The organism is Campylobacter hepaticus (genome assembly GCF_001687475.2).
GTDB lineage: Bacteria > Campylobacterota > Campylobacteria > Campylobacterales > Campylobacteraceae > Campylobacter_D > Campylobacter_D hepaticus.
In genome coordinates, this window is record NZ_CP031611.1 from 337571 (window position 1) to 361450 (window position 23880).

Genomic DNA, 23880 nt, shown 5'->3' on the forward strand with positions numbered 1-23880 from the left:
GAAAAATGAAAATTGTCAAACGTGCTTTAACTTTTGAAGATGTGTTATTGCGTCCAGGGTATTCTGAAGTTTTACCTAAAGAAGTAAAAATTTATACTCAATTAACAAAAAATATTGCTTTAAATATACCTTTAATTTCTGCTGCAATGGATACTGTAACTGAGCATAGAACAGCTATTGTTATGGCAAGACTTGGAGGGCTTGGAGTAATTCATAAAAATATGGATATTGCTTCACAAGTAAGGGAAGTAAAACGTGTAAAAAAAAGTGAAAGTGGCGTGATTATTGATCCTATTTTTATAGATCCAAAAGCAAGTATAGCTCAGGCTTTAGAAATTATGGCAGAATATAGAATTTCAGGAGTTCCTGTAGTAGATAAAGATAAAAAGCTTATAGGAATACTTACTAATCGCGATTTAAGATTTAAAAATGATTATTCTCTTTTAGTTGAAAATATTATGACAAAAATGCCTTTAATTACAGCTCCTAAAGGATGTACTTTAGATGATGCAGAGAAAATTTTTAATACAAATAAGGTAGAAAAACTTCCTATAGTCGATGAGCAAGGACGTTTAGAAGGCCTTATTACTATAAAAGATTTGAAAAAACGTAAAGAATATCCTTGTGCTAATAAAGATAGTTTTGGAAGATTGCGTGTGGGTGCAGCTATAGGAGTGGGGCAAATTGATCGTGTGGATGCTTTAGTAGAAGCAGGAGTGGATGTTATAGTACTTGATTCTGCACACGGACACTCTAAGGGTATTATTGATACAGCTAAAGCTATTAAGGTAAAATATCCTAATTTAGAACTTATTGCAGGTAATATTGCAACAGCAGCTGCAGCCAAATCGCTTTGTGAAGCAGGGGTGGATGCACTTAAGGTGGGTATTGGTCCAGGTAGTATTTGTACAACTCGTATTGTTTCAGGGGTAGGGGTTCCACAAATTTCAGCTATTGCTGAATGTGTTGAAGAGGCAAATAAATTTAAGATTCCAGTTATTGCTGATGGAGGGATTAAATATTCAGGTGATATTGCAAAAGCTTTAGCAGCAGGAGCAAGTTCTGTTATGATAGGATCTTTACTTGCAGGGACTGATGAAAGTCCAGGAGAACTTTTTACTTATCAGGGTAGACAATATAAATCTTATAGGGGTATGGGTTCTCTTGGAGCTATGCAAAAAGGAAGTTCAGATAGATATTTTCAACAAGGTATAGCGCAAGATAAATTAGTTCCTGAAGGTATAGAAGGGCGTGTTCCTTATGTAGGTAGTATAAAAAATGTAGTGCATCAACTTTTGGGTGGTTTGCGATCTTCTATGGGTTATGTGGGTGCAAAAGATATTCAAGATTTTCAAACTAAGGCTGAATTTGTTGAGATTACAACTGCAGGATTAAAAGAAAGTCATGTGCATGATGTTATTATTACACATGAGGCACCAAATTATAAGGTAAATAACCAATGAGTTTTGAAGAAAATTTAAAACAAGCTAATGAAGCTTTAGAGAAGTTAAATAGTCAAGAACTTGCTTTAGATGAAAGTGTTAAAATTTATAAAGCAGGTTTAGAAAGTATTAAAAAAGCAAGATTAGAACTTGAAAAAGCAAAATTAGAAGTGGAACAAGTGGATGAATAAAATAGCAGCTTTACAGTTTCCTACTTTAGCTTTAAGTGAATCAAGATTTGATTATTATCTTAAAGCTTCCAAAGATAGCGGGGTAAATTTAGTGGTTTTAGGTGAATATGTTATTAATAGTTTTTTTACAGAACTTTTACATATGCCAAAAAATATGATAAAAGAGCAAAGTGAAGCTAAAAAAGAAAGTTTAATCAAACTTTCTAAAAAATATGAACTTGAAATTATAGCCCCTTATGTCAGTGTGGAAACTAAAGCCTTAAAAAAACTTTGTTTAAAAGTGACTCCAAAGGGTATAAAAGCTTATGAACAGCAAATTTTAATACCTTATGAGCATTGGAATGAAGAAAAATTTTTTAATAATAAAATCAATAAGGAATTAAAAATTTTTACTTTTAATCATGATAAATTAAAATGCGCTTTACTTTTTGGTTTTGAGGCACATTTTGATATTTTTTGGCAGCAAATTATGGCTAAAAAAATTGATTTAGTAATCATTCCTAGTGCTTGTACTTTTCAAAGCAAGCAAAGATGGGAAGAGTTGTTAAAAACAAGAGCTTTTTTAAATTCTACAAATATTTTAAGAGTTAATCGTATAGGTAAAACAAAAGATGAGTGGAATTTTTATGGTGATACTATGTGGATTAATGCTTTTGGAGAAATAGAAAGTAGATTAGGTTTTGAAGAAGAAATGTTAATTATTGATCCTAAAAAAAGTGATGAGGCAAGGAAAATTTGGGCTTTTGATAAAATACTTAAAAATTTATAATTAAAATATAAACATTTTATAAAATATTTTTGTATTTTAAAATTGTAAAATTTTTTAAGATTTTTTTAAAACCTTCAAAATGAGTTTTATATTTTATTTTTAGTAAAAAAATGTTAAATTTAAGCCTTAAATCATATAAGGTTAAATGATGAAAAAGATTCATTTTATTGGTATAGGCGGTATAGGAATTTCTGCTTTGGCAAGATTTTTAAGAGAAAAAGGTTATCAAGCAAGCGGAAGTGATCTTAAGGAAAGTAAAATCACTAAAGAACTTGAAAAAGAAGGTATTCAAATTAGCATTCCTCATCATCAAAATAATGTTTTAGATAAAGATTTAATCATATATTCTGCTGCTATTAAAGAAGAAAACCCTGAATTTAAATATGCTCAAAAATTAGGTATTAAATGCCTTTCGCGTAAAGAGGCTTTGCCACTTATTTTAAAAGATAAGCGTGTTTTTGCAGTGGCTGGAGCACATGGAAAAAGCACAACTTCAAGTATTTTGGTATCTTTGCTTGATAATGCTTCTGTGATTATTGGTGCGATTTTAAAAGAATTTGGATCTAATATGATTTATAAAGAAAGTCAAAATCTTATTTTTGAAGCAGATGAAAGTGATAGTTCTTTTTTAAATTCAAATCCTTATTTAGCTATAGTTACAAATGCAGAAGCTGAGCATTTAGAACATTATGATAATGAAATTTCAAAGCTTCATAATGCTTATACAAAATTCTTAGATATGGCTAAAATACGTGTTATTAATGCTGAAGATGAATTTTTAAAACATTATTTAAATGATTCTATTAAGCTTTATCCTAGTAAAGATATTAAAAATTGCACCATGTATATAGAAAATTTTAAACCTTTTACAAGTTTTGAGTTAAAAGATTTGGGTGAATTTAAAATTTGTGGTATGGGATATCATTTAGCTTTAGATGCATCTTTGGCGATTTTAGCAGCTTTAAATTTTGTAGATATTAAAACTATAAAATCAAGACTTCAAAATTATCAAGGTATTAAAAAGCGTTTTGATATTTTATATACAGATGAAAATTTAGCTTTAATTGATGATTATGGACATCATCCAACTGAAATTAAAGCTACTTTAAGCGCAGCTAAAGAATATGCAAGATTAGCAGGATATAAAAAAATTACTGTGATTTTTCAACCCCATCGTTATACTCGCTTATTAGCAAATTTAAATGCATTTGCAAAAGCTTTTGAAGATATTGATCAGCTTGTTATTTTACCTGTTTATGCTGCTGGAGAGCAAGTTATAGATCTTGATTTAAAAAAGATTTTTCCTAAAGCTTTATTTGTTGAAGATATTAAAAGAGAGGGGAAATTTTTAGTAGCTTCTAAAGGAGAGGTTTTTGAAGAGGGGTTGATTATAGGTTTTGGTGCAGGTGATATTAGTAATAAATTAAGGCAAAAAAATGAGTAGAATATTAATTTATATTTTTATTATTTTATTTTTAAGTTTTTTGATTTTTATTTTGGATAAAAAATTAGGTAAAAAAGTGAAGCCTTTTTTTGGTATTTTATTTGTAATTTGTATTATTTTAATAGTATTTTTTGAATTTAAAAATACTCAAAAAAGTCATTTAAAAAATGATATTATTGTCGCTTTTAATCAAGGAAAAAGTATTTTATGTAAGGATATTAATATTTCTAAGATGTATTTTAATTATGAATTTGGAACAGGAAGCTTTATTTCAAAGGACAATAATCAAAGTTTTAATTCTTTAATTATAGATATTAAAGATTGTAGGTTTGATTAATGAATGAATTAAAAGAAGAGTTAATTGTAAAGCTTGATTTAAACGATTATATAAAAGAATTTAAAACTTTTTTTGCAAGAGATAAAGATATATTTTTGCAAGGTGATAGTAAACTTCATTTTAAACGTATTGATGAGCTTTGTAAGGTTGAATTTCCTATTTTACCAAGTCTTAATAATCTTGATCAGGCTTTAATACATTTAAGCAAACAAGGGATTTTGCATTTAGATGAAATTTTTGAGTTTGTAAAGATTTTTCGTTATTTTGAAAAACTTAAAAAAATAAAATTTGGACCTAGTTTGAATTCTTGGTTAGAAAAAATACAATTAAATGATGAAATTTTAAAATTGGGTTTAAATTTCGATGAAAAGGGTGAATTAAAAGAAAGTTTAGATGAAAGATTGAGTAATTTAAATATAGCTTTGAAAGTTAAAAAAGAAAATATTATAAGTGAGTTTAAAAAAATTGTTTATAGTAAATCTTTAATGCCTTATCTTATAGATACACAAATTCATTTTATTAATGATCTTGAAGTTTTGCTTGTAAGGGGTGGTTTTAACCGCGTGATTAAGGCAAAAATTATATCTAGAAGTAGTGGAGGTGGTTTTTATATTCTTCCTTTAAGTATTGAAAATTTACAAAATGATATAGAAAAAATTAAAAATCAAAAAGAAGAAATTTATTATGAGTATGCTAACAATTTTTCTTTATTTTTAGCTAAAAATTTATTTTTTTTAAAATTTATTAATAATGCTTTTGATCTTTTTGACCATTATAGCGCCAGGACTTTATTGGCCAAAAAAAGAGATTTAGAATTTGTTTTGTGTGATCAAAGTAAAGATTTGGTACTTAAAAATTTTATTCATCCTGCTTTAACAAATCCAAAAAGTGTGAGCTTAGAATTTAAAAAACAAGTTTTAATTATTACAGGTGTGAATGCTGGTGGAAAATCTATGCTTTTAAAATCTATATTAAGTGCAGCATTTTTAGCTAAATATCTTTTACCTATGCATATTAAATCTAGCCATAGTAAAATTGGAACTTTTAAAGAACTTGATGCTATTATAGAAGATCCTCAAAATGTTAAAAATGATATTTCAACTTTTGCAGGTAGAATGTTGCATTTTTCTAGACTCTTTTCTAAGAAATGTTTATTGCTAGGTATTGATGAAATAGAACTTGGAACAGATTTTGAAGAAGCAGCTTGTTTATATAGTGTTTTAATTTCAAAGCTTATTGATAGTGGTCTTAAGATGATTATTACTACGCATCATAAACGTCTTGCTATGCTTTTGGCAAAAAATGAGCAAATAGAACTTATCGCTGCTTTATATGATGAAGAAATTTCACGTCCAAAATATGAATTTTTAAAAGGTATTATAGGAAAATCTTATGCTTTTGAAACAGCCTTGCGTTATCAAATTCCACCTAATTTAGTTAGTGAAGCCAAGAAATTATATGGTGAAGATAAAGAGAATTTAGAAGAGCTCGTAGGTAAAAATATTGATCTTGAGTTAAAGCTTAAAACTAAACTTGATAGCGTAGAACAAAAAGAAAGAAAGATAGATGCAATTTTGCATGCTTTAAAAGATCAAAAAGAAAAAAATGAAGAAGAATTGCGTATAAGCTTAAAGAATTTGGAATTAAAATTTTATGAGGCTATACAAGAAGCTAAAAAGACTATTTATTTAAAAGATATTAAAGAAAAACAAAGAAGTTTAAATAAAGCTAATGAATTAAAACGCAATATAATTTTACCAAGCATGCAACAAAATGAAGAATTAAGAATAGGAGATTTTATAAAGTATGAAAAAATTAAAGGTAAAATTATAGCCATTGTAAAAAATGATGCTATGATTGAAAGTCAAGGGATAAAGCTTAGAGTTCCTTTAAAATTTCTGAAAAAAACTACTCCTATAGCTGAATTAAATCCAAAAACAAGTATTAATATTACCAAACCAAATAAGCTTAGCGTAAGTTTAGATTTGCATGGACTTAGAAGTGATGAAGCTATAAGTAGACTTGATAAATTTATATCAGATGCTTTAATAGCTGGATTTGATGAAGTTTTGATTTATCATGGTATAGGTACGGGAAAATTAGCTTTTGCTGTAAGAGAATTTTTAAAGACGCATAAAAGTGTGAAAAGCTTTCAAGATGCACCTATGAATCAAGGCGGCTTTGGTGCTAAAATAGTGAAATTATAAATGTCAAATAAATTTTTAGTTTAGTTTTAAAAATAAATCATATATTCTTATTTTAACTAATAATAATCTTAAAGCAAAGTATTTACAAATATTTTATCTTATTTTATGTAGGAAAATATATTAATGTCGATAAGATTAAATATAATAATTCATAAAGGGTGATAATGTTTGATTCTTTTTTAAGTGGCTTGTTTTTAGGATTTGGGGTAAGTATTCCTTTTGGTCCTGTTAATATTTTGATTTTAACTTATGCTTTACAAGCTTTTAAAAATTCAATTGCTGTAGGTTTTGGGGCGTTAAGTATAGATATGTGTTATTTGTTTTTGGCACAATTTGGACTTTTAAATTTTTTAGATTATGTTGTTTTTATGCGTTTTTTAGCAATTTTTGGTTTTTGTTTTTTAACTTATATGGCTTATTTAATGTTAAGAAGAAAAAATCAAGATTTAAATTTAAAACCTAAAAAATTTAAAGAAAGTCTTTTTAAAAGTTATATAAAAGGAGCTTTTTTAAATGGTTTTAATCCTTTTGTTATAGGTTTTTGGTTAAGTACAGCAAGTGTGGTTTTAAGTAACAAACATAATTATTTTATGACTTTAGGGCTTATTGTTGCTATTCTTATTTGGATTTGTGCTTTAGCTTTTATGGTGGCAAGATATAGTTATTTTTTTAATGCGCGAGTTATTTTTATAATCAATATATTTTCAGCTATAATTATAGAGTATTTTGCTTTAAGCTTATTATATAAAATTTTTATAGGATAAAAAAATGAATGCAAAAGAATTCTTAATTGAGCTTTTAAAATTTAAATCAATTACTCCAAATGATGATGGAGCTTTAAATTTTATAGCTATGGAGCTTAATGATTTTGAAGCTTTTTTTATAGAAAAAGAAAGTATTAAAAATCTTTTGCTTACTAAAAAATTTAAAGATGAAGGAGAACATTTAGCTTTTGGAGGACATATAGATGTGGTACCTCCAGGTGAAGGATGGATAAGTGATCCTTTTAAACCCTTGGAAAAAGAAGATTATATTTATGCAAGAGGTGCACAGGATATGAAAAGTGGTGTTGCTGCTTTTGTATACGCAGTTAAAAATGCTGATTTTAAAGGATCAAGATTGAGTCTTATTATTACTAGTGATGAAGAAGGTGAGGCTATATATGGTACTAAAGCGGTTTTAGAATGGATGGAAGAAAAAGGTATTTTACCTGATTATGCAGTAGTTGCAGAGCCAACTTGTGTAAAAAAAATAGGTGATAGTATTAAAATAGGTAGACGTGGTTCTATTAATGGTAAACTTTTAATATGTGGCAAACAAGGGCATGCGGCTTATCCTGAAAAATGTATTAATCCTGTCCATGATTTTGCACCAGTTTTAAAACTTTTAGCTGGTTTTGATCTTGATCCAGGTAGTGCTGAATTTAGTCCTTCAAAAATAGTTATAACTGATATTCGTGCAGGTATGCAAGTAAGTAATGTTACTCCTAATGATTTAAAATTAATGTTTAATGTTCGCAATTCTCCTGATACAAATTTAGATGATGTAAAAAGTTATGTAGAAAAAATTTGCTACGGTTTAAATTATGAATTAGATTTAAAACAATCAAGCGAAGCTTTTTTAACAGGTGCTGATAATAAAATAGCGCAAAAACTTAATGAAAGTGTGCAAAAAATTACCCAAGAGGTCCCTAATTTTAATACTAAAGGTGGGACAAGTGATGCAAGATATTTTGCAAAATATGGAATAAAAGTTGTAGAATTTGGTGTTTGTAACGATAGAATACATGCTGTTGATGAAAGAGTGAGTATAGAAGAATTTGAAAAACTTTGTCTTGTGTTTAAAGATTTAGTGGAGAATTTTTAATCAATAAGTTTAAAAAATTAAAAAAGGAATTTTTAATGATAATTAATGGAGAAAAGCTTGATTTTAAAGAAATTAAATTTATAGATCTTGTTAAAATAAGGGATTTAAAGATTGAATTTATTGCTTTAGAATTAAATGGTAAAATCATACCAAAGAATGAGTTTGAAAATTTAGTTTTAAAGGAAAATGATAAAGCAGAAATTGTTAGTTTTGTAGGAGGCGGTTGATGAGGATCAAATTTAATGGCAAAGAATTAAATACGCAATTTATGACAAGTTTAGATTTTTTTAAAAGTGTGAGCAAAAATGAAAACGATGTATGGATTGTTAATGGTTTTGCTACTAAAGAAAATGTAAAATTAAGTCAAAATGATGAACTTTTTTGTATAGAAAAAAATATAATGCCTCCAAAAGACGCATTAGATGCTATGATGCGAGCAAGACATACCCCAAAGCTTCATGATAAACTTAAAATTTCAAGCGTAGCCATTTGTGGTTTGGGCGGACTTGGATCTCATATAGCTATTAATCTTGCACGCAGTGGATTGGGTTTTTTGAAACTTATTGATTTTGATGTGGTTGAGCCTAGTAATCTTAACCGTCAAGCTTATCGTATAAGTGATTTGGCTAAATTTAAAACTGAAGCTTTAAAAGAACAAATTGTTCAGATTAATCCTTATATTAAAACTGAAATTTGTACTTTGAAAATTGATGAGGAAAATTTACCCTATTTATTTGAAGATATAGATATAGTTTGTGAGGCTTTTGATAGTGCTAGGGCAAAAGCAATGATAGCGCAAAATTTTCATAAATTTTATGCTGATACTATTTTAATTTGTGCATCAGGGCTTGCAGGATATGGAGATAGTAATAGCATACAAACAAGAAAAATTGCAAAAAATTTTTATGTGTGCGGGGATTTGGTTAATGGTGCTAAGATAGGAAATGGACTTATGGCACCGCGTGTAAATATTTGTGCAGGTCATCAAAGCAATCTTGTTTTAGAACTTTTGGCAAATAAGGAGTAAAATGTGTATGATAAGCTAAAAATAGGCAAATATGAGTTTGATTCTAGGTTTATTTTAGGATCGGGTAAGTATTCTTTAGAGCTTATACAATCAGCCATAAAAGAAGCTAAGGCTCAAATCATTACTTTAGCTTTGCGTCGTGTAAATACAGGTAAAATTGCTAATATACTTGATTATATCCCAAAAAATATTATTCTTTTACCTAATACTTCAGGAGCTAGGAATGCAAATGAAGCTTTGCGTATTGCAAGACTTTCTAAAGAGCTTGGTTGTGGAGATCTTATAAAAATAGAAGTTATTGCTGATAGTAAGTATTTATTACCTAATAATTATGAAACGATTAAGGCTTGTGAGCTTTTAGCAAAAGAGGGCTTTACACCTTTAGCTTATATGCATGCTGATCTTTATGCTGCTAGAGCTATGCGTGATGCAGGAGCAGCAGCTATTATGCCTTTAGGAGCACCTATTGGAAGCAATAAGGGTTTATGTGCTAAGGAATTTATACAAATTTTACTTAATGAAATTGATTTACCTATTATTGTTGATGCGGGTATTGGAACTCCTGCTCAAGCTTGTGAGGCTATGCAAATGGGTGTGAGTGCTGTGATGATAAATACTGCTATAGCTGAAGCTAAAGATATTGCTTTAATGGCAAAAGCTTTTTCTTTGGCAGTACAAGCTGGAAGAGCTGGATATTTAGCAGGTTTAGCAAGTGTGAGTGAAGCTAAGGCTAGTTCTCCATTAACAGGCTTTTTAAGGGATTGAATGTGAAATTTATAGATTTTTGTAGTGGTATTGTAGGAGGACGCCTCGGTTTAGAAAAAGCTGGATTTAGTTGCATTGCTTTTAGTGAAATTGATAAAGCCGCTATAAAAACCTATAAAAGTCTATTCAACACAAAAAATGAACTTGAATTAGGTGATTTAACTAAAATTAAACCTGAATTTTTACCTGATTTTGATTTATTAATTAGTGCTTTGCGATATATTAAGACAATGTGGTATGCAATGAATGTCAACGTGATAAAAGTATTGCTAAAAGTTTAAAGGAATAAATTGATAAATAAGATAGACTTTGGTTTAAATACAGCTAAAAATGGTTTTAAAAATGAACATTTTGTAGTTAATACTTTTAATAATTGGCAAAATGATAGTTTAGTACAATCTTGGCTAAAAGCTATGAATTACAATATAAAAGATATTCAAAATATCAAAGCACAAAAGATTGAAAGAAATTTTAAAGTTGATGTTCAAGTTGTTATTTTGGTGCAAATTAAATTACAGAATTTACAAGATGTGCAAAATATACAAGTAAAATTAGTATCAAATGTAAATAGAGATAGTTTAAAAATCGGTAAAATTACTATGCAAGGAAAAGGTGGAGATAACGGAAGAATAAGTGCAAATATGTTGCAATTTAAAATTAATTCTTTTGAATTGTTCACTAAAATTATTAAAAGGGATTAATCATGCAAGATTATATGCAGCATTTACCTCATATGCAAGAAATAAAGAGTGAAGTTTTATCTAAAGTTTTAAATCAAATTCAAGACTATGATGAGACAAAATATACTTATAAAGAAGTTAAAGAAGCTTTAAATGCAACGTATTTAAGTATAGAAAATTTAAAGGCTTTACTTTCAAGTGCGGCAGAAAAATTTATAGAAGAATTAGCTTTTAAATCTGCAAAAACTAAAGAAAAGTATTTTGGAAATTCTATTTCTCTTTTTACCCCACTTTATTTGTCAAATTATTGTAATTCTAAATGTGTGTATTGTGGTTTTCAAAAAGGCAATAAAATTGCAAGGGCTAAGCTTGATGAACTTGAAATTCATGAAGAAATGGAAGTTATTGCCAAAAGTGGATTAGAAGAAATTTTAATGTTAACAGGAGAAGGTAGAGAATTTGCAAGTGTAGAATACATAGCTCATGCTTGTAAAATAGCTAGAGAGTATTTTAAAGTTGTAGGTGTTGAAATTTATCCTATGAATGAAGATGAATATAAAATTTTGCATGAAAATGGTTGTGATTATGTAACCATTTTTCAAGAAACTTATAATGCTATTAAATATTCTAAAATTCATCTAGATGGTGAAAAACGTGTTTTTCCTTATCGTTTTAATGCACAAGAAAGGGCCTTAAGATCAGGTATGCGAGGGGTTGCTTTTGGAGCGCTTTTGGGTATAGATGATTTTAGAAAAGATGCCTTAGCTACTGCACTTCATGCATATTTTTTACAACAACTTTATCCGCATGCTGAAATTTCTATTTCGGTGCCGCGTTTAAGACCTATTATAAATAATGCTAAAATTCATCCTAAAGATGTGAGTGAAACAAGGCTTTTGCAAGTGCTTTGTGCTTATAGGCTTTTTTTACCTTATGCTGGAATTACTATTTCAAGTCGTGAAAGAAAGGGTTTTAGGGATGAGGTTATAAAGCTTGGTGCAAGTAAGATGAGTGCAGGAGTAAGCGTGGGTATAGGTGAACACAAGGGCGATAAAAAGGGTGATGAGCAGTTTGAAATTTCAGACAATAGAAGCGTAAGTGAAATTTTATCCATGCTTAAAAATTCTAATTTACAAGCTATAATGAGTGATAGTATTTATGTGGGATAAAAAAATTATCGCTATAAGCGATAGAAAATGTGTACAAATAGATTTTTTAAAATATATGGAAAAACTTGCAAAAGCTAAAATAGATGCTATAGTTTTAAGGGAAAAAGATTTAAGTGAATTTGAGTATTATGATTTAGCAAAAGAAGTTTTAGCTATTTGTGCTAAACATAAAATCACTTGTTTTTTGCATTTTTTTGATAGAGTGTGTTTAAAATTAGGACACCGTTATTTTCATGCCCCTCTTGTCTTATTAAGAAAAGAGCCTAAATTAGCAAGATATTTTCATGTACTTGGGACTTCTGTGCATAGCAAAGAAGAACTTTTAGAGGCAATAAATTATAAGGTAAATTATGCTTTTGTAGGACATATTTTTACTAGTTCTTGCAAAAAAGATTTAAATCCAAAAGGAATAGATTTTTTAAAATCTTTACTTGATTTTAGCCCCATTCCTCTTTATGCTATAGGGGGTATTAATATAAGAAATATTGAACAATTTAAGAGTTTAAATGTGGCAGGAGTTTGTATGCGTGAAATTTTAATACAAGAAAAAGATCTTAAAAAATATCTCATAGCTTGCAAGGAAAAATTATTATGAATGCAACTTTTTCTTTACCTCAAGATCTAAAACAGTTAAAGGGTATAAGTTATAAAAATTTTAAATCTTGCACTTTTGCAAAATATACACAAACTAATTCTTCATATTCCTCCTTTGTTAATGTAAAAACACACCTTTTAACTTTTGTGCGTAAAGGATATAAAATTTTACATACTGCGTCAAAAAATTATAAAATAGATTCTTATCAAACCTTGTTTTTAAAAGCAGGCAATCATACTTTAAGCAATATAGGACTTAGTGATGGTGTTTATGAGGCTTATTTATTTTTTTTTGATAATGCATTTTTAATTGAACTCATTTATAAATATAAAGACTTTTTTCAATCGGTGCAAATAAATAAAGAAAATGAAATTTTTTGGGTAAAAAATGATAAAATTTTGCAAGGGATCCTAGAAAGTTTTTTACCACATTTTGAAGAAAATACTCAAATTTTAGATCCTATAATAAATTTGAAATTTGAAGAGATTTTTTTACATTTGCTTTTAAATAAAAATATATATTTTTTTAATTTTTTATCTACAATTTTAAAGGAATTGCGTTTAGATCTTTTACAACTTTTTGGATATCATGATATAGAATTTTTAAGTGTTAATGAAATGGCTGATTTTGCAAAGCTTGATTTAGCAACTTTTTCTAAGGAATTTAAAAAATGTTTTGGAAAAAGCCCTAAAAAATGGCTGGATGAAAAAAGATTGCAAAAAGCAAAAATTTTACTTGAATTTTCTCAAAAAAATGTTAATGAAATTGCAAATGAATGTGCTTTTTCTTCTATAGCTTGGTTTATTGAAAGATTTAAAGAACAATACGGACAAAGTCCAAAACAATATCAAAAATCAAAAAACTTGTATTTTTTATCAAAAAACTAGCACATTTTTTTAATTTTTCTTTCTATAATAAAAAAATAAAATAAGAAAGGAATAAATAATGAAAAAATATGTTTTAAGTTTAATACTTGCTGGAAGTTTATTGGGTGCAAACACTTTAAAATATGAAGAATTTAGTGGTTTTGAAAATCCTGAAAGTGTTTTTGTGGATAAAAATTTTGTTTATGTATCTAATTTAGGTAAAAAAATTGATCCTTTGGGTAAAGATAATGATGGTTTTATTTCTAAATTAGATAAAAATGGCAAAATATTAGAATATAAATTTTTAAACAAGTTGCATGCTCCTAAAGGTATGTTAGAGCTTAATCAAACTCTTTATGTAGCAGATATTGATGTATTGCGTGGTTTTGATTTAAAAACCAAAGAGGAAATTTTTAATTTACCTATAAAGGGTGCAATTTTTTTAAATGATATTGAAAAATTAGATGATAATACTCTTTTATTAAGTGATACTGGTACAGGTTTAATTTTGAAAATTAATTTAAAAACTAAAGAGTATGAAGAACTTATAAGGCTTGATTTAAATCAATTTGGAGGTCCAAATGGTTTATATTTAGATAGAAAAAATAATAAGCTTTTTATAGCAGGATATCATATTGATGGTGTAAGTCATGGTCTTGTTGTAAGTTATGATTTAAATAGCAAAAAAGTTGATATTATTAAAAATGAAAAAGAATCTTATGATGGAATAGTTCCTTATGGCGATGCTTTGTTGGTCAGTTCTTGGGGAGAAAATTTACAAGGTGTGATTTATAAAATTAATAAGGCAAATCAAAGCATAAAACTTGATTTACCATTAATGAAAGGTCCTGCAGATATTTTTGTAGAAAATAATAATTTATGGATCCCTAAGATGATAGAAGGTAAAATAATGAAAGTTGTTTTAGAAAAATAAAGATGAAATGTAATGGGTGTTATATATAAAAAGATTTTTTGGCTTAATTTTTTTATTGTTATAATCATAGCTTTTAATCTTCGCGCACCTATTACAACCATAGGACCAATTATAGATTCTATTAAAGATGCTTATGGTTTAAATTCTACCTTAGCAGGAATACTTACAAGTTTACCTTTAATAGCTTTTGGAAGTATTTCATTTGTAGTTGGATATTTTTCTCCTATTAGAGCTATTATTGTTGGGATTTTTTTAATTTTTATAGGAGAGCTTTTGCGTTCTTATACTGGAGTATACGGTCTTTTTATAGGCATGTTAGGAATAGGATGTGGTATTGCTATTGCTAATGTTTTACTTCCTAGTTTTATTAAAGAGAAATTTCCTAAAAAAATGGCAACTATGATGGGGGTATATAGTCTTGTCTTAAGTATTTCTTCTATAGCTGGAATTGCTTTAATTATACCTTTGCTTAGTGTTTTTAATTTAGCAGGAGCAATGGCTTTTTGGGCGGTTTTTTCTTTTATTGCTTTAGTGGTTTATTATCCTCAAGCTAAAAATGGTAGATTTTTTCGTACTAAGAAAAAACAATTTAAAGAAGTTAATCTTTTTACCCATCCAACCACTTGGAAAATTACTTTTTTTATGGGATTTCAAAGTTTTTTAGCCTATTCTTTGTTTTTTTGGTATGTTCAAATGATTGTTGAAAAAGGTTTTGATAGGGAATTTGCTACAGATATAGTGCTTTTTGCTCAACTCATAGCTGCTCCAATTTCTTTGTTTGGTCCTTTACTTTTAGGTAAACTTAAACAAAATTTACATACTATTTATATAGGAAGTTTATGTAGTATGTATGTGCTTGCTTTTATTATACTTTTTATTTTTGATGGTAAGATTTTTATTATTATTAGTGCTTTTATAATGGGATTCCCATGGGGTGGAGTTTTTGGTATAGCTTTATTATTTATTGCTTTAAAAAGTTCTAATACTCAAATAGCAGCTAAGCTTTCTGCTTTAGCTCAAGGTTTTGGTTATTTAATTGCAGCACAAGGACAATGGCTTATAGGTTTAATGCATGATAAATTTGAAAATTTTACAAGTTCTATTTTAATGCTTATTTTTATAGGAATTTTAATTAATATTTTTGGATATCTATCTTATAAAAGTAGGATCATTAAATAAGGCTTTATTAAGCAAAAGTTCTGCACCATTTTTTTGTGCTATATTTTTAAGTCTTGTAGAAATATCTTCTAAATTTAAATTAAGTATTGTTTGAAATAAAATATCAAGATTTATATTATTTTGAGTAAAAATTTTACATAAAGCTTGATCTTGTAAAAATTTAGCATTAAAGTACTGATGATTTTTAGCAGCGTAAGGATAAGGAATAAAAATAGCGGGTAGATTGTTAGCACAAAGTTCAAAAAGTGTGCTTGCACCCGATCTTGATATAGCTAAATCTGCTTGTTGCATTTTTTTTTCTAAATTCGGGGTAAAATCAAAAAGATCAGCTTGTATATTTAAGCTTTGGTATTTTTTTTGACATTTTTCAAAGTCATTTTTTCCACATTGATGAATAATATTAATATTTTGTTTTTGAAGTTTTGGTGCTAAATTTAAAGCCAAATCATTAATAAATTGTGCTCCTTGAGAGCCTCCTAAAAAAATGATATTTTTTATTTCTTTACGTATTCTTGCATAATTAAAAAATTTATCAGCTATAGGATAAGGAGTAAATTCTTTTTCAAAAGCACTAAAAAATTTTTTAGCAAAAGGTTTTAATAGTAAATTTAAAGATCCACTTTTTGAATTTTGTTCATGTATAAAAAGTGGTAAGTGTGAAAATAAAGCTGCAAAAGAAGCTGGTGCAGCGCTATACCCACCTACACTAAAAACAGCTTTAATATTATTACTTTTAAAGATTTTTTTACAATCTTGAGAAAGTTTTAAAATGTGAATTAAAGAATAAATTTGAGATATTTTATTTTGATTAACCACTCCACAAGAATTTAAAAAAAATTTTTCTTTAAAAGCGGATTCATTTTCAAACCATGCTTTATCTTGTCCGTTTTGACTGCCTATATAAATACAATTTATATTTTTTTTTATAGCACTTTGTAGTAAACAACGTACTATGTTTAAATGTCCTCCAGTTCCACCACCTGTTAAAACTATAGTCATAATTTAACCTTTTTTGAAATCATTAATACATAGCCAATTCCTATGCAAATTGCCCACATTGAGCTTCCCCCATAGCTTAAAAGTGGAACTGCAATTCCTTTTAATGGAGTAAGAGAAATAATACCAAAAGCATTCATAAAAAAAGAAAAAAGCAAAAGTAAGGCTATTCCTGAGCAAAAGATAAAATCTTGTTTTTCCTCGCATCTTCCTGCGATTCTAAAAATTCTTAAAATCATCCAAAGATAAAGATAGCAAATAATTCCAAGTCCTAAAAGTCCTATTTCTTCTGTAATTCCAGAAAGAACAAAATCTGTATGCACCTCGCTTAAAAATCCTAATTTAAAAGTCCCAAGCCCTAGGCCTTCACCTAACATTCCTCCATGCGCTATAGCATTTAAAGAATGTGAGATTTGATAAGGTTCGCTATTATTGCTTACGCGTAAAGCATTAGCTATCCAATTAGGAAGCATAGGTAAAAAGGCATCTTGTATATTACCCCACCAAGATGCTATTCTTTGAATACGTCTTTGATTGCTAAAAATTACCATAATACCTATCATCATAATGATTAAAGTTCCAAAAGCAAAAAGTCTTTTACTAGCACCTGCAAAAAAGGCTAAAGCTAATATTAAAAAGAAAGAAATAATGCTTTGACCTAAATCATTTTGTGTAATATAAATATAACTTATAACTATAGATGCTAAAATACAATAAGGTAAAAGAATCAAAACTTCATGTTTAATGGCTTTTTTAGTATCATCAATACGTCTTGTATAGCTCCAAGCTAAAAAATATATAAGTCCTATTTTGAAAAATTCTACAGGGGAAATTGAAACAGGACCTAAGCGTATCCAACGTTTAGCACCGCCACTAGCTGTGGCTAAAGCAGAAGGTAAAAAAGGCAAAGCAATAATAAATATAAAAGAACTAATTAAAATGGCGAGTATAATTTTTTTATGTAAGGTTTTATTAGGATTAAGTCTAGAAATGAAAAACATGATGAATATCCCACTTATTCCAAAAAAAAGTTGGCGTATAAAAAAATGAAATTCTCCATAATCAAGAAAAAGGACAGTAAAGGCTGTAAGAGAATATGAAAATACTACACCTATAGTGATTAAAATGCAACTTAAATAAAACAATCTTTTATCAGCAATCATATATAATTATAACTTTTCTTTATATTGAAATAATTTTTTAAAAAAATATTATAACTAAAATAAATTAAAATTTTTACTAAGTTTTTGTAAGCAAATTTTGCTAGAATTAGAAATAAACATGTAAAAAAGGTAGATTATGAATCAAATTCGTAAAATTCTTATAGCAAATAGGGCTGAAATAGCTGTCCGTGTTATTCGTGCTTGTAGAGATTTGCATGTTAAAAGTGTAGCTGTTTTTACAGATCCTGATCGTGAGTGTTTGCATGTAAAAATAGCAGATGAAGCTTATCGTATAGGTACAGATGCTATAAGAGGTTATTTAGATATTAAACGCATTGTTGAGATTGCTAAAGCATGTGGTGCAGATGCTATTCATCCAGGTTATGGATTTTTAAGTGAAAATTATGAATTTGCTAAAGCATGTGAAGATGCGAAAATTATTTTTATAGGTCCAAAATCTGAAGTTATTTATAAAATGGGAAATAAAAATATTGCACGTAAATTAATGGCTAAAAATGGCATTCCTGTTGTTCCAGGAACTGAAAAATTAAACTCTTATACCATAGAAGAGATTAAAGCTTTTGCTGAAAAAATAGGATATCCTGTAATTTTAAAGGCTTCAGGTGGTGGAGGAGGTCGTGGAATTCGTGTTGTTTATAAAGAAGAAGAATTACAAAATGCTTTTGATTCTTGCAAAAGAGAGGCTTTGAGTTATTTTAATAATGATGAAGTATTTATGGAAAAATATATACTTAATCCTCGTCATATAGAATTTCAAATTTTAGGGGATAATTATGGTAATATTATCCATCTTTGTGAGAGAGATTGTTCTATTCAAAGAAGACATCAAAAAATGATTGAAATTGCACCATGTCCTGGAATTTCAGATAATCTTAGAAAAACTATGGGTGTTAGTGCAGTAGCAGCTGCTAAAGCCGTAGCTTATACGAATGCAGGAACTATAGAGTTTTTACTTGATGATTATAATCGTTTTTATTTCATGGAGATGAATACAAGAATTCAAGTTGAACATCCTATTACAGAAGAAATTACGGGTATTGATCTTATTGTAAGACAAATTCGTATTGCAGCTGGAGAAATTTTAGATTTAGAACAAAGTGATATTAAACCTAGAGGTTTTGCTATTGAGGCTAGGATTACAGCTGAAAATGTCTGGAAAAATTTTATTCCAAATACAGGAAAAATAAAAGAATATTATCCAGCACTTGGTCCATCAGTTAGAGTAGATAGTCATATTTATAAAGATTATACTATTGCACCTTATTATGATTCTATGCTTGCTAAGCTTATTGTTAAAGCAACAAGTTACGATTTAGCAGTTAATAAGCTAGAGCGTGCTTTAAAAGAATTTGTAATTGCTGATATTAGAACAACTATTCCTTTTTTAATTGCTATTACAAAAACAAGAGAATTTAGAAGAGGATATTTAGATACTTCTTTTATAGAAACGCATATGCAAGAATTATTAGAAAAAACAGAAGATCATCATCAAGAAAATAAAGAAGAAGTTATAGCTGCTATTGCTGCAACTTTAAAAAAATACGAGAAGGTAGAAAATAATGGATTTTTTAGATAGTCTTAAAAATATTAAAAAAGAAATGCAAGCAGATTGCACAACAAAAAAATTAAATAAAAATGATGAAAAAGCATTTAAAAATGCTTGTAATACAACACAAGAAATAAAAATAGATAAAGCAATGGAAGAAATTTTTTTAAAACAAGAAAGATTACAGGATGAATTTTCTGAATTTATTAAAAACTCAGGTATTAAAAAAATTTAAATGTTTGAAATAGGTTTTTGTACTCTTGAAGATGAGTGTCCTTATTTAAAAAATAAGCAGTCTCGTATAGAGTATAAATATATACAAAATTGTTCTAAGAAAATGAATAATGAATTAATAAGACGAGGTTGGCGTCGTTTTGGAAGATATTTTTCTCGTCCAATTTGTAAAGATTGTGATGAATGTTTAAGTCTTAGAATTTTAGCCCATGAGTATGAATTTTCAAAAAGCGAAAGAAGAGTTATTAATAAAAATTCTAATACTAAATGATTTAAATTTTAAACAATATGATAATTTGTATGTTGAAGGTTTTATGGATTTTGGATATGAGCTTGCATTCTATATAGAAAACAAACTTGTATGTGTGGATTTAATTGATATTTTAGAAGATGGAATTTCAAGTATTTATTGTTTTTATGATCCTGATTTTACCTCTTTTTCTTTGGGCAAGTTTTCCTTGCTTAGTGAAATAAAAATAGCCAAAAAAATGAATCTTGATTATATTTATTTAGGATATTTTGTAAAAAAATGTCAATCTTTATCATATAAAGCCGATTATACACCCAATGAAATTTTAAAAGGCACGAGTTCGCTTTTTGAAAATGAGGTTTTATGGGAGAAATAAATGCAAATTGTCCAAACTTTAGAAACTATACATGTTAATACAGATGATATTAAAGCATTTCAATATTTTAAAGATTTAATTACTAAAAATTTTACAAAAGTTTTAGGACGAAAAAATAAAATTTTTTCTTTTTTTGAAGAAAATGAAATTCCGCAACGCCGTTATTTTTTAAAAGTTTTAAATCAAAAATACCGCAAAAGCACCAATGAGTGTATAGAAAATTTACATGATGCTTATTTTAAAACTTTTAGATTGAATTTCAAACAAAGTAATATGCTTAAATCTAAGCTATTTATTAAAGTTGATTTTACTGCAAATAGAATTTTAATGCATTTAAGTTCTAATGAAAAACTTTTTATTACTTATATAAGAAATTATTTTAAAGATCACATTATAGAATACAATGAAACGACAAATATTTTAATTTTGAAATACAAAGATGAAGATACTTTTAAACTTTTTGAAACTTTTGCGGATGAAAGTGAACATTTAAAGTATTGTGTTGATTTTAAAGTAAATTATGAAGAATATAAAAAATTTTGTCAAAATATACATAATAAAGAAAATATGAAATGGAAATTTAATGCTTTAGCTAAGCTTTTTAATAATTATTTTAATATTTTAGAATGTACTCCACAAAATAATCTTTATGAGATTAGACAAAAATATTTAATTATGGTTAAGCTTTATCATCCTGATTTTTATCAAGGAAAAAGTACTTTAGAAAAAGCTTATGCAAGAGAACAATTTGAAAAAATACAAATCGCTTATGATAATTTAAAAGCTCTTTATAAAAATAATACTTAATTGAGTTTTTCTCTTTCGTAAAATTTTCTTAGGTAGCTATCAAGTTTAAAACAAAATTGAAAAATTGCAGGAACTACAAGTAAGGTTAATATAGTTGAGCTTATAAGTCCAAAAATAATGGTTATAGCCATAGGTGAGTTTGATTCATAGCCTGCTCCTTTTGAAAATGCAAGGGGTAGCATAGCAAAAATCATAGCAAAAGTAGTCATTAAAATAGCTCTTAAGCGAGATTTTCCAGCTATGAGTAATGCTTCATCAGGATTGAAACCTTCATGGCATTTTTTATTAGCAAGATCTACAAGTAAAATGGCATTTTTTCCCACCATACCAAAGAGTAAGATAAGAGCAATGAGCACAAAAAGTGAAAAATTATGACCTGTGATAAAAAGACCTATGCAAGCTCCACCAAAAGCTAAAGGCATGGTTATCATAATGACAAGTGGTAAAATAAAGCTTTCATAAAGTGCAGCTAAAACAAGATAGATTAAAATAAAAGCTAAGATAATGGCCATGGCAAAACCTTTTATGGTTTCTCCTAAAAGATTAATAAAACCTGAAAAAGCATAATTAAGACCAATGCTTTTATCTAAAATATAATCTATGTTTTGAATTAAAAGTTTTTGTACTGCTCCTAAGGAAAGATCATTAACCCCAGCAGTAACTTTAATAGATCGACTTTTATTGTAGTGATTAATGATTTTTAAATCTTTACTATATTTAAAATCTACAACGCTTGAAAGTTCTAAGTTAACACCTTGATTATTGTTAATACTAATACGTTTTAAAGCTTCTATATCTTTTTTAAATTCTGGAGCAAAGCTTAAAATGATATCATCTTTTGAATTACCCCTGTCCATGCTTCCAATGCTAAGTTGTGAAAAAGAATAGCTTAAAACTTTAGCTATGTATTCAGGATTTACATCTAAAAGTTTTGCTTTTTCTTTATTGATATGTAAGCTTATTTCATCTTTTGTTGCATTTGAGTTATCATTTATATCTACAATATGAGAATTACTCGCTAAAATATTTTTAGCACGATTTGCAGCTGTTTTTAAGGTATTTAAATCATCTCCTAAGATTAAAAATTGTACAGGATCATCAATACCCGCACCTTCTATTTTTGGTAATTCTAAAATTTTAATTTTTAAATTTTCATCTTTAAATTTTTGACGATATAAACTAATAATAGCACTTTGTCTGAGTTTTCTTTCTTCTAAATTTTTAAGTTTAATATAAATTTTAGCTTTTGTGGTATCTTTGGAATCATTATAGCCTACAAGTAAAAAAGCATATTTAACATTTTCATCAGTTTGGATTTTTTCAAGCAAATCTAAACTCTTTACTTTCATTGCTTCTAAACTTAAATCTTTTTTACTTTCTAGTAAAATTTGTATTTCACTATCATCTTCCATAGGTAAAAAATCAAGTCCTATACGTGTAGCTAAAACAAAAGAAAATAATATAAAAATCAAAGTAATAATAATAAATTTGATTTTATTTTTTAAAATTTTATCCAGTAAAATTGCATATTTTTCTTCCATGTTTTGAAAAAAAGATTCAGTTTTTTTGTAAAATTGACTTTCTTTGGTATTTAAAAATCTAGCTCCAAGGCTTGGTATTAAAAATACACAAACCAAAAAACTTACAACAATACCGCTTGCAACACTTATACCTAAAGCATTAAAAAAAAGTCCAGGAATAGAATTCATATAAGAAATAGGTATAAAAACACAAAGTAAAACTATGCTAATACTTAAAACACTAAAACCTATCTCATTGATACCTAAAAAAGCAGCTTCCAAAGGAGGATAACTTTGTAATTTTTTAGCAATATTTTCAATAACGACTATGGCATCATCAATAAAGATTCCTATACTTAAAGTAAGAGCAATAAAAGTTAAACGATTTAAATCATAAGATAAAAGATCTATGATAAAAAAAGTTGAAATAATAGAAGTAGGTATGGCTATACAAGCAATAAGTGTTGCACTGAAATTTCTTAAAAATAAAAATACAATCACAAGAGTAAGAAAAATACCTAAAACCATATCAAAAATTACTTGGGAAAGATGTTTATAAATATTTAAACTTTTATCATAAATAATGTCAATGCTTATGTTATTGTGAAGTTGTTTTTTTAAATCAGGTAAGGCTTGTTTAACATTTTTTATGATTTGAAGAGTATTATAATTTGTTGTTTTACCTAATTCTAAAATTACACCTTCTTTGTTATTATAAATAGCGCTTTGTTTTTCATCTTCATAAAGACTTGAAATTTGAGCTATATCGCTTAAAAATACTCCTGTTTTAATGCGTATATTAGAAAGTTCTTTTAAATTTGTAGCTTCAAAATAGCCTTTAATAATATAATTATTTTCATTGTTATTAAGTTCTCCTAGAGCTTGTTTAAAATTTTGACTTTTGATAATATTAGCTATATCAAGAGCATTAAGATTATATTTTTTAAGTTCATTGGGTTTTAATTGTATGCGTATTTGAGGTTTTAAAAAACCTTTGGTTTCTATTTTTCCAACCCCATCTATTCTTTGTAAAAAAGGCTTGATTTTATCATTGATTTCATGCATAAGTTGTAATTTATCTTTAGAGTATAAAAAAAGTGAAATAACAGCCCCTGAGTCAGAATTGATTTTTTCAATTTTGGGTTTGCTAGCTAGATCCAAAGTCCCTATTTTATCACGTACGTCATTAGCTGCTACTTCAAGATTTTTACCAAGTTTAAATTCTGCAACACTAATACTAAAATTATCATATGTGCTAGAAGTTATTGTTTTTATCCCATCAATCTGGCTTAAAGCATTTTCTATTTCTTTGGTTATTTTAGATTCTACAAAATTGATATCACCATTAATGTTATTTGTAATTTTTATAAGGGGTATAGAAACATTAGGAAATAAATTAACACTCATATTAAAAGCAGAAATGAAACCAAAAATCATTAAAGCTATAAAAAACATGAGTGTACCAATAGGTCTATTTATAGCTAGTTTAAACATGA

The 23880-nt window shown here is 27.6% G+C and carries 24 protein-coding genes and 1 pseudogene; 22 read left to right on the plus strand and 3 right to left on the minus strand.

The window, feature by feature from the left end:
- Positions 1-5: 5 nt before the first annotated feature.
- The 18 genes from guaB to A2J15_RS01760 all read left to right on the plus strand — a co-directional run bounded on the left by guaB (position 6) and on the right by A2J15_RS01760 (position 15471).
- Positions 6-1463: an IMP dehydrogenase gene (gene guaB, locus A2J15_RS01675; protein WP_066778803.1), complete on the plus strand. Its 1458-nt coding sequence runs from the start codon at positions 6-8 to the stop codon at positions 1461-1463.
- Positions 1460-1633, plus strand: coding sequence for an exodeoxyribonuclease VII small subunit (gene xseB, locus A2J15_RS01680; protein ID WP_066778805.1), 174 nt, complete (start codon positions 1460-1462; stop codon positions 1631-1633). The genes guaB and xseB overlap by 4 nt, the downstream gene beginning before the upstream one ends.
- Positions 1626-2402 carry a carbon-nitrogen hydrolase family protein gene (locus A2J15_RS01685; protein ID WP_066778807.1) on the plus strand — a complete coding sequence of 259 codons (777 nt, stop codon included), beginning with the start codon at positions 1626-1628 and terminating at the stop codon, positions 2400-2402. The genes xseB and A2J15_RS01685 overlap by 8 nt, the downstream gene beginning before the upstream one ends.
- Positions 2403-2547: 145 nt before the next feature.
- Complete coding sequence (gene murC / locus A2J15_RS01690) at positions 2548-3846, plus strand: UDP-N-acetylmuramate--L-alanine ligase (protein WP_116980468.1); 1299 nt, start codon at positions 2548-2550, stop codon at positions 3844-3846.
- Positions 3839-4183: a hypothetical protein gene (locus tag A2J15_RS01695; RefSeq protein ID WP_066778810.1), complete on the plus strand. Its 345-nt coding sequence runs from the start codon at positions 3839-3841 to the stop codon at positions 4181-4183. The genes murC and A2J15_RS01695 overlap by 8 nt, the downstream gene beginning before the upstream one ends.
- Positions 4183-6390, plus strand: coding sequence for an endonuclease MutS2 (locus tag A2J15_RS01700; protein WP_066778811.1), 2208 nt, complete (start codon positions 4183-4185; stop codon positions 6388-6390). The genes A2J15_RS01695 and A2J15_RS01700 overlap by 1 nt, the downstream gene beginning before the upstream one ends.
- A gap of 164 nt (positions 6391-6554) precedes the next feature.
- Positions 6555-7154, plus strand: a complete 600-nt coding sequence (locus A2J15_RS01705; protein ID WP_066778812.1) for a LysE family transporter — start codon at positions 6555-6557, stop codon at positions 7152-7154.
- A 4-nt stretch (positions 7155-7158) separates the two neighbouring features.
- Positions 7159-8256, plus strand: coding sequence for a succinyl-diaminopimelate desuccinylase (gene dapE, locus A2J15_RS01710; protein ID WP_066778813.1), 1098 nt, complete (start codon positions 7159-7161; stop codon positions 8254-8256).
- Between the two features lie 35 nt (positions 8257-8291).
- Positions 8292-8483 carry a sulfur carrier protein ThiS gene (gene thiS / locus A2J15_RS01715; protein WP_066778814.1) on the plus strand — a complete coding sequence of 64 codons (192 nt, stop codon included), beginning with the start codon at positions 8292-8294 and terminating at the stop codon, positions 8481-8483.
- Positions 8480-9283 (plus strand): thiamine biosynthesis protein ThiF, encoded by an 804-nt coding sequence (thiF, locus tag A2J15_RS01720; protein WP_116980469.1) that lies wholly within the window; start codon positions 8480-8482, stop codon positions 9281-9283. The genes thiS and thiF overlap by 4 nt, the downstream gene beginning before the upstream one ends.
- 3 nt (positions 9284-9286) lie before the next feature.
- The gene (locus A2J15_RS01725) at positions 9287-10048 is read left to right on the plus strand and encodes a thiazole synthase (protein WP_066778818.1); all 762 of its coding nucleotides are present in this window, start codon (positions 9287-9289) and stop codon (positions 10046-10048) included.
- Positions 10049-10050: 2 nt separating this feature from the next.
- A complete protein-coding gene (locus A2J15_RS01730; protein ID WP_066778820.1) occupies positions 10051-10329 on the plus strand; it encodes a DNA cytosine methyltransferase in 279 nt (92 codons plus the stop codon).
- A 9-nt stretch (positions 10330-10338) separates the two neighbouring features.
- Positions 10339-10749, plus strand: coding sequence for a PDDEXK family nuclease (locus tag A2J15_RS01735; protein WP_066778822.1), 411 nt, complete (start codon positions 10339-10341; stop codon positions 10747-10749).
- A 2-nt stretch (positions 10750-10751) separates the two neighbouring features.
- Positions 10752-11897 carry a 2-iminoacetate synthase ThiH gene (gene thiH, locus A2J15_RS01740; RefSeq protein ID WP_066778824.1) on the plus strand — a complete coding sequence of 382 codons (1146 nt, stop codon included), beginning with the start codon at positions 10752-10754 and terminating at the stop codon, positions 11895-11897.
- Positions 11887-12492: a thiamine phosphate synthase gene (locus A2J15_RS01745; RefSeq protein ID WP_066778871.1), complete on the plus strand. Its 606-nt coding sequence runs from the start codon at positions 11887-11889 to the stop codon at positions 12490-12492. The genes thiH and A2J15_RS01745 overlap by 11 nt, the downstream gene beginning before the upstream one ends.
- Entirely contained in the window at positions 12489-13379 is an 891-nt protein-coding gene (locus A2J15_RS01750; protein WP_066778828.1) for a helix-turn-helix domain-containing protein, read from the plus strand. Before A2J15_RS01745 ends, A2J15_RS01750 begins: the two co-directional genes overlap by 4 nt.
- A gap of 58 nt (positions 13380-13437) precedes the next feature.
- Positions 13438-14292, plus strand: a complete 855-nt coding sequence (locus tag A2J15_RS01755; RefSeq protein ID WP_066778829.1) for a YncE family protein — start codon at positions 13438-13440, stop codon at positions 14290-14292.
- Between the two features lie 12 nt (positions 14293-14304).
- The gene (locus tag A2J15_RS01760) at positions 14305-15471 is read left to right on the plus strand and encodes an MFS transporter (protein WP_066778830.1); all 1167 of its coding nucleotides are present in this window, start codon (positions 14305-14307) and stop codon (positions 15469-15471) included.
- Here the strand turns inward: A2J15_RS01760 and murG are convergent.
- Together murG and ftsW are read right to left on the minus strand one after the other, a co-directional pair.
- The gene (murG, locus tag A2J15_RS01765) at positions 15442-16470 is read right to left on the minus strand and encodes an undecaprenyldiphospho-muramoylpentapeptide beta-N-acetylglucosaminyltransferase (RefSeq protein ID WP_066778831.1); all 1029 of its coding nucleotides are present in this window, start codon (positions 16468-16470) and stop codon (positions 15442-15444) included. The two genes, A2J15_RS01760 and murG, sit on opposite strands and share 30 nt — an antisense overlap.
- A complete protein-coding gene (gene ftsW / locus A2J15_RS01770) occupies positions 16467-17630 on the minus strand; it encodes a putative lipid II flippase FtsW (RefSeq protein ID WP_066778833.1) in 1164 nt (387 codons plus the stop codon). The genes murG and ftsW overlap by 4 nt, the downstream gene beginning before the upstream one ends.
- Before the next feature lie 136 nt (positions 17631-17766).
- Between ftsW and A2J15_RS01775 the strand changes: the two genes are divergently transcribed.
- The 4 genes and pseudogenes from A2J15_RS01775 (at position 17767) to A2J15_RS01790 (ending at position 20864) form a co-directional block, all read left to right on the plus strand.
- Positions 17767-19227 (plus strand): acetyl-CoA carboxylase subunit A, encoded by a 1461-nt coding sequence (locus A2J15_RS01775; protein ID WP_066778835.1) that lies wholly within the window; start codon positions 17767-17769, stop codon positions 19225-19227.
- A complete protein-coding gene (locus A2J15_RS01780; protein ID WP_066778837.1) occupies positions 19211-19432 on the plus strand; it encodes a hypothetical protein in 222 nt (73 codons plus the stop codon). The genes A2J15_RS01775 and A2J15_RS01780 overlap by 17 nt, the downstream gene beginning before the upstream one ends.
- Positions 19433-20057: pseudogene (locus A2J15_RS01785) on the plus strand (arginyltransferase).
- On the plus strand, positions 20058-20864 hold the full coding sequence (locus A2J15_RS01790) for an adenylosuccinate lyase (protein WP_066778838.1): 807 nt from the start codon (positions 20058-20060) through the stop codon (positions 20862-20864).
- On the opposite strand, the gene A2J15_RS01795 is transcribed toward A2J15_RS01790, so the two are convergent.
- Positions 20861-23878 (minus strand): efflux RND transporter permease subunit, encoded by a 3018-nt coding sequence (locus tag A2J15_RS01795; protein ID WP_066778839.1) that lies wholly within the window; start codon positions 23876-23878, stop codon positions 20861-20863. The two genes, A2J15_RS01790 and A2J15_RS01795, sit on opposite strands and share 4 nt — an antisense overlap.
- Positions 23879-23880 lie beyond the last annotated feature (2 nt).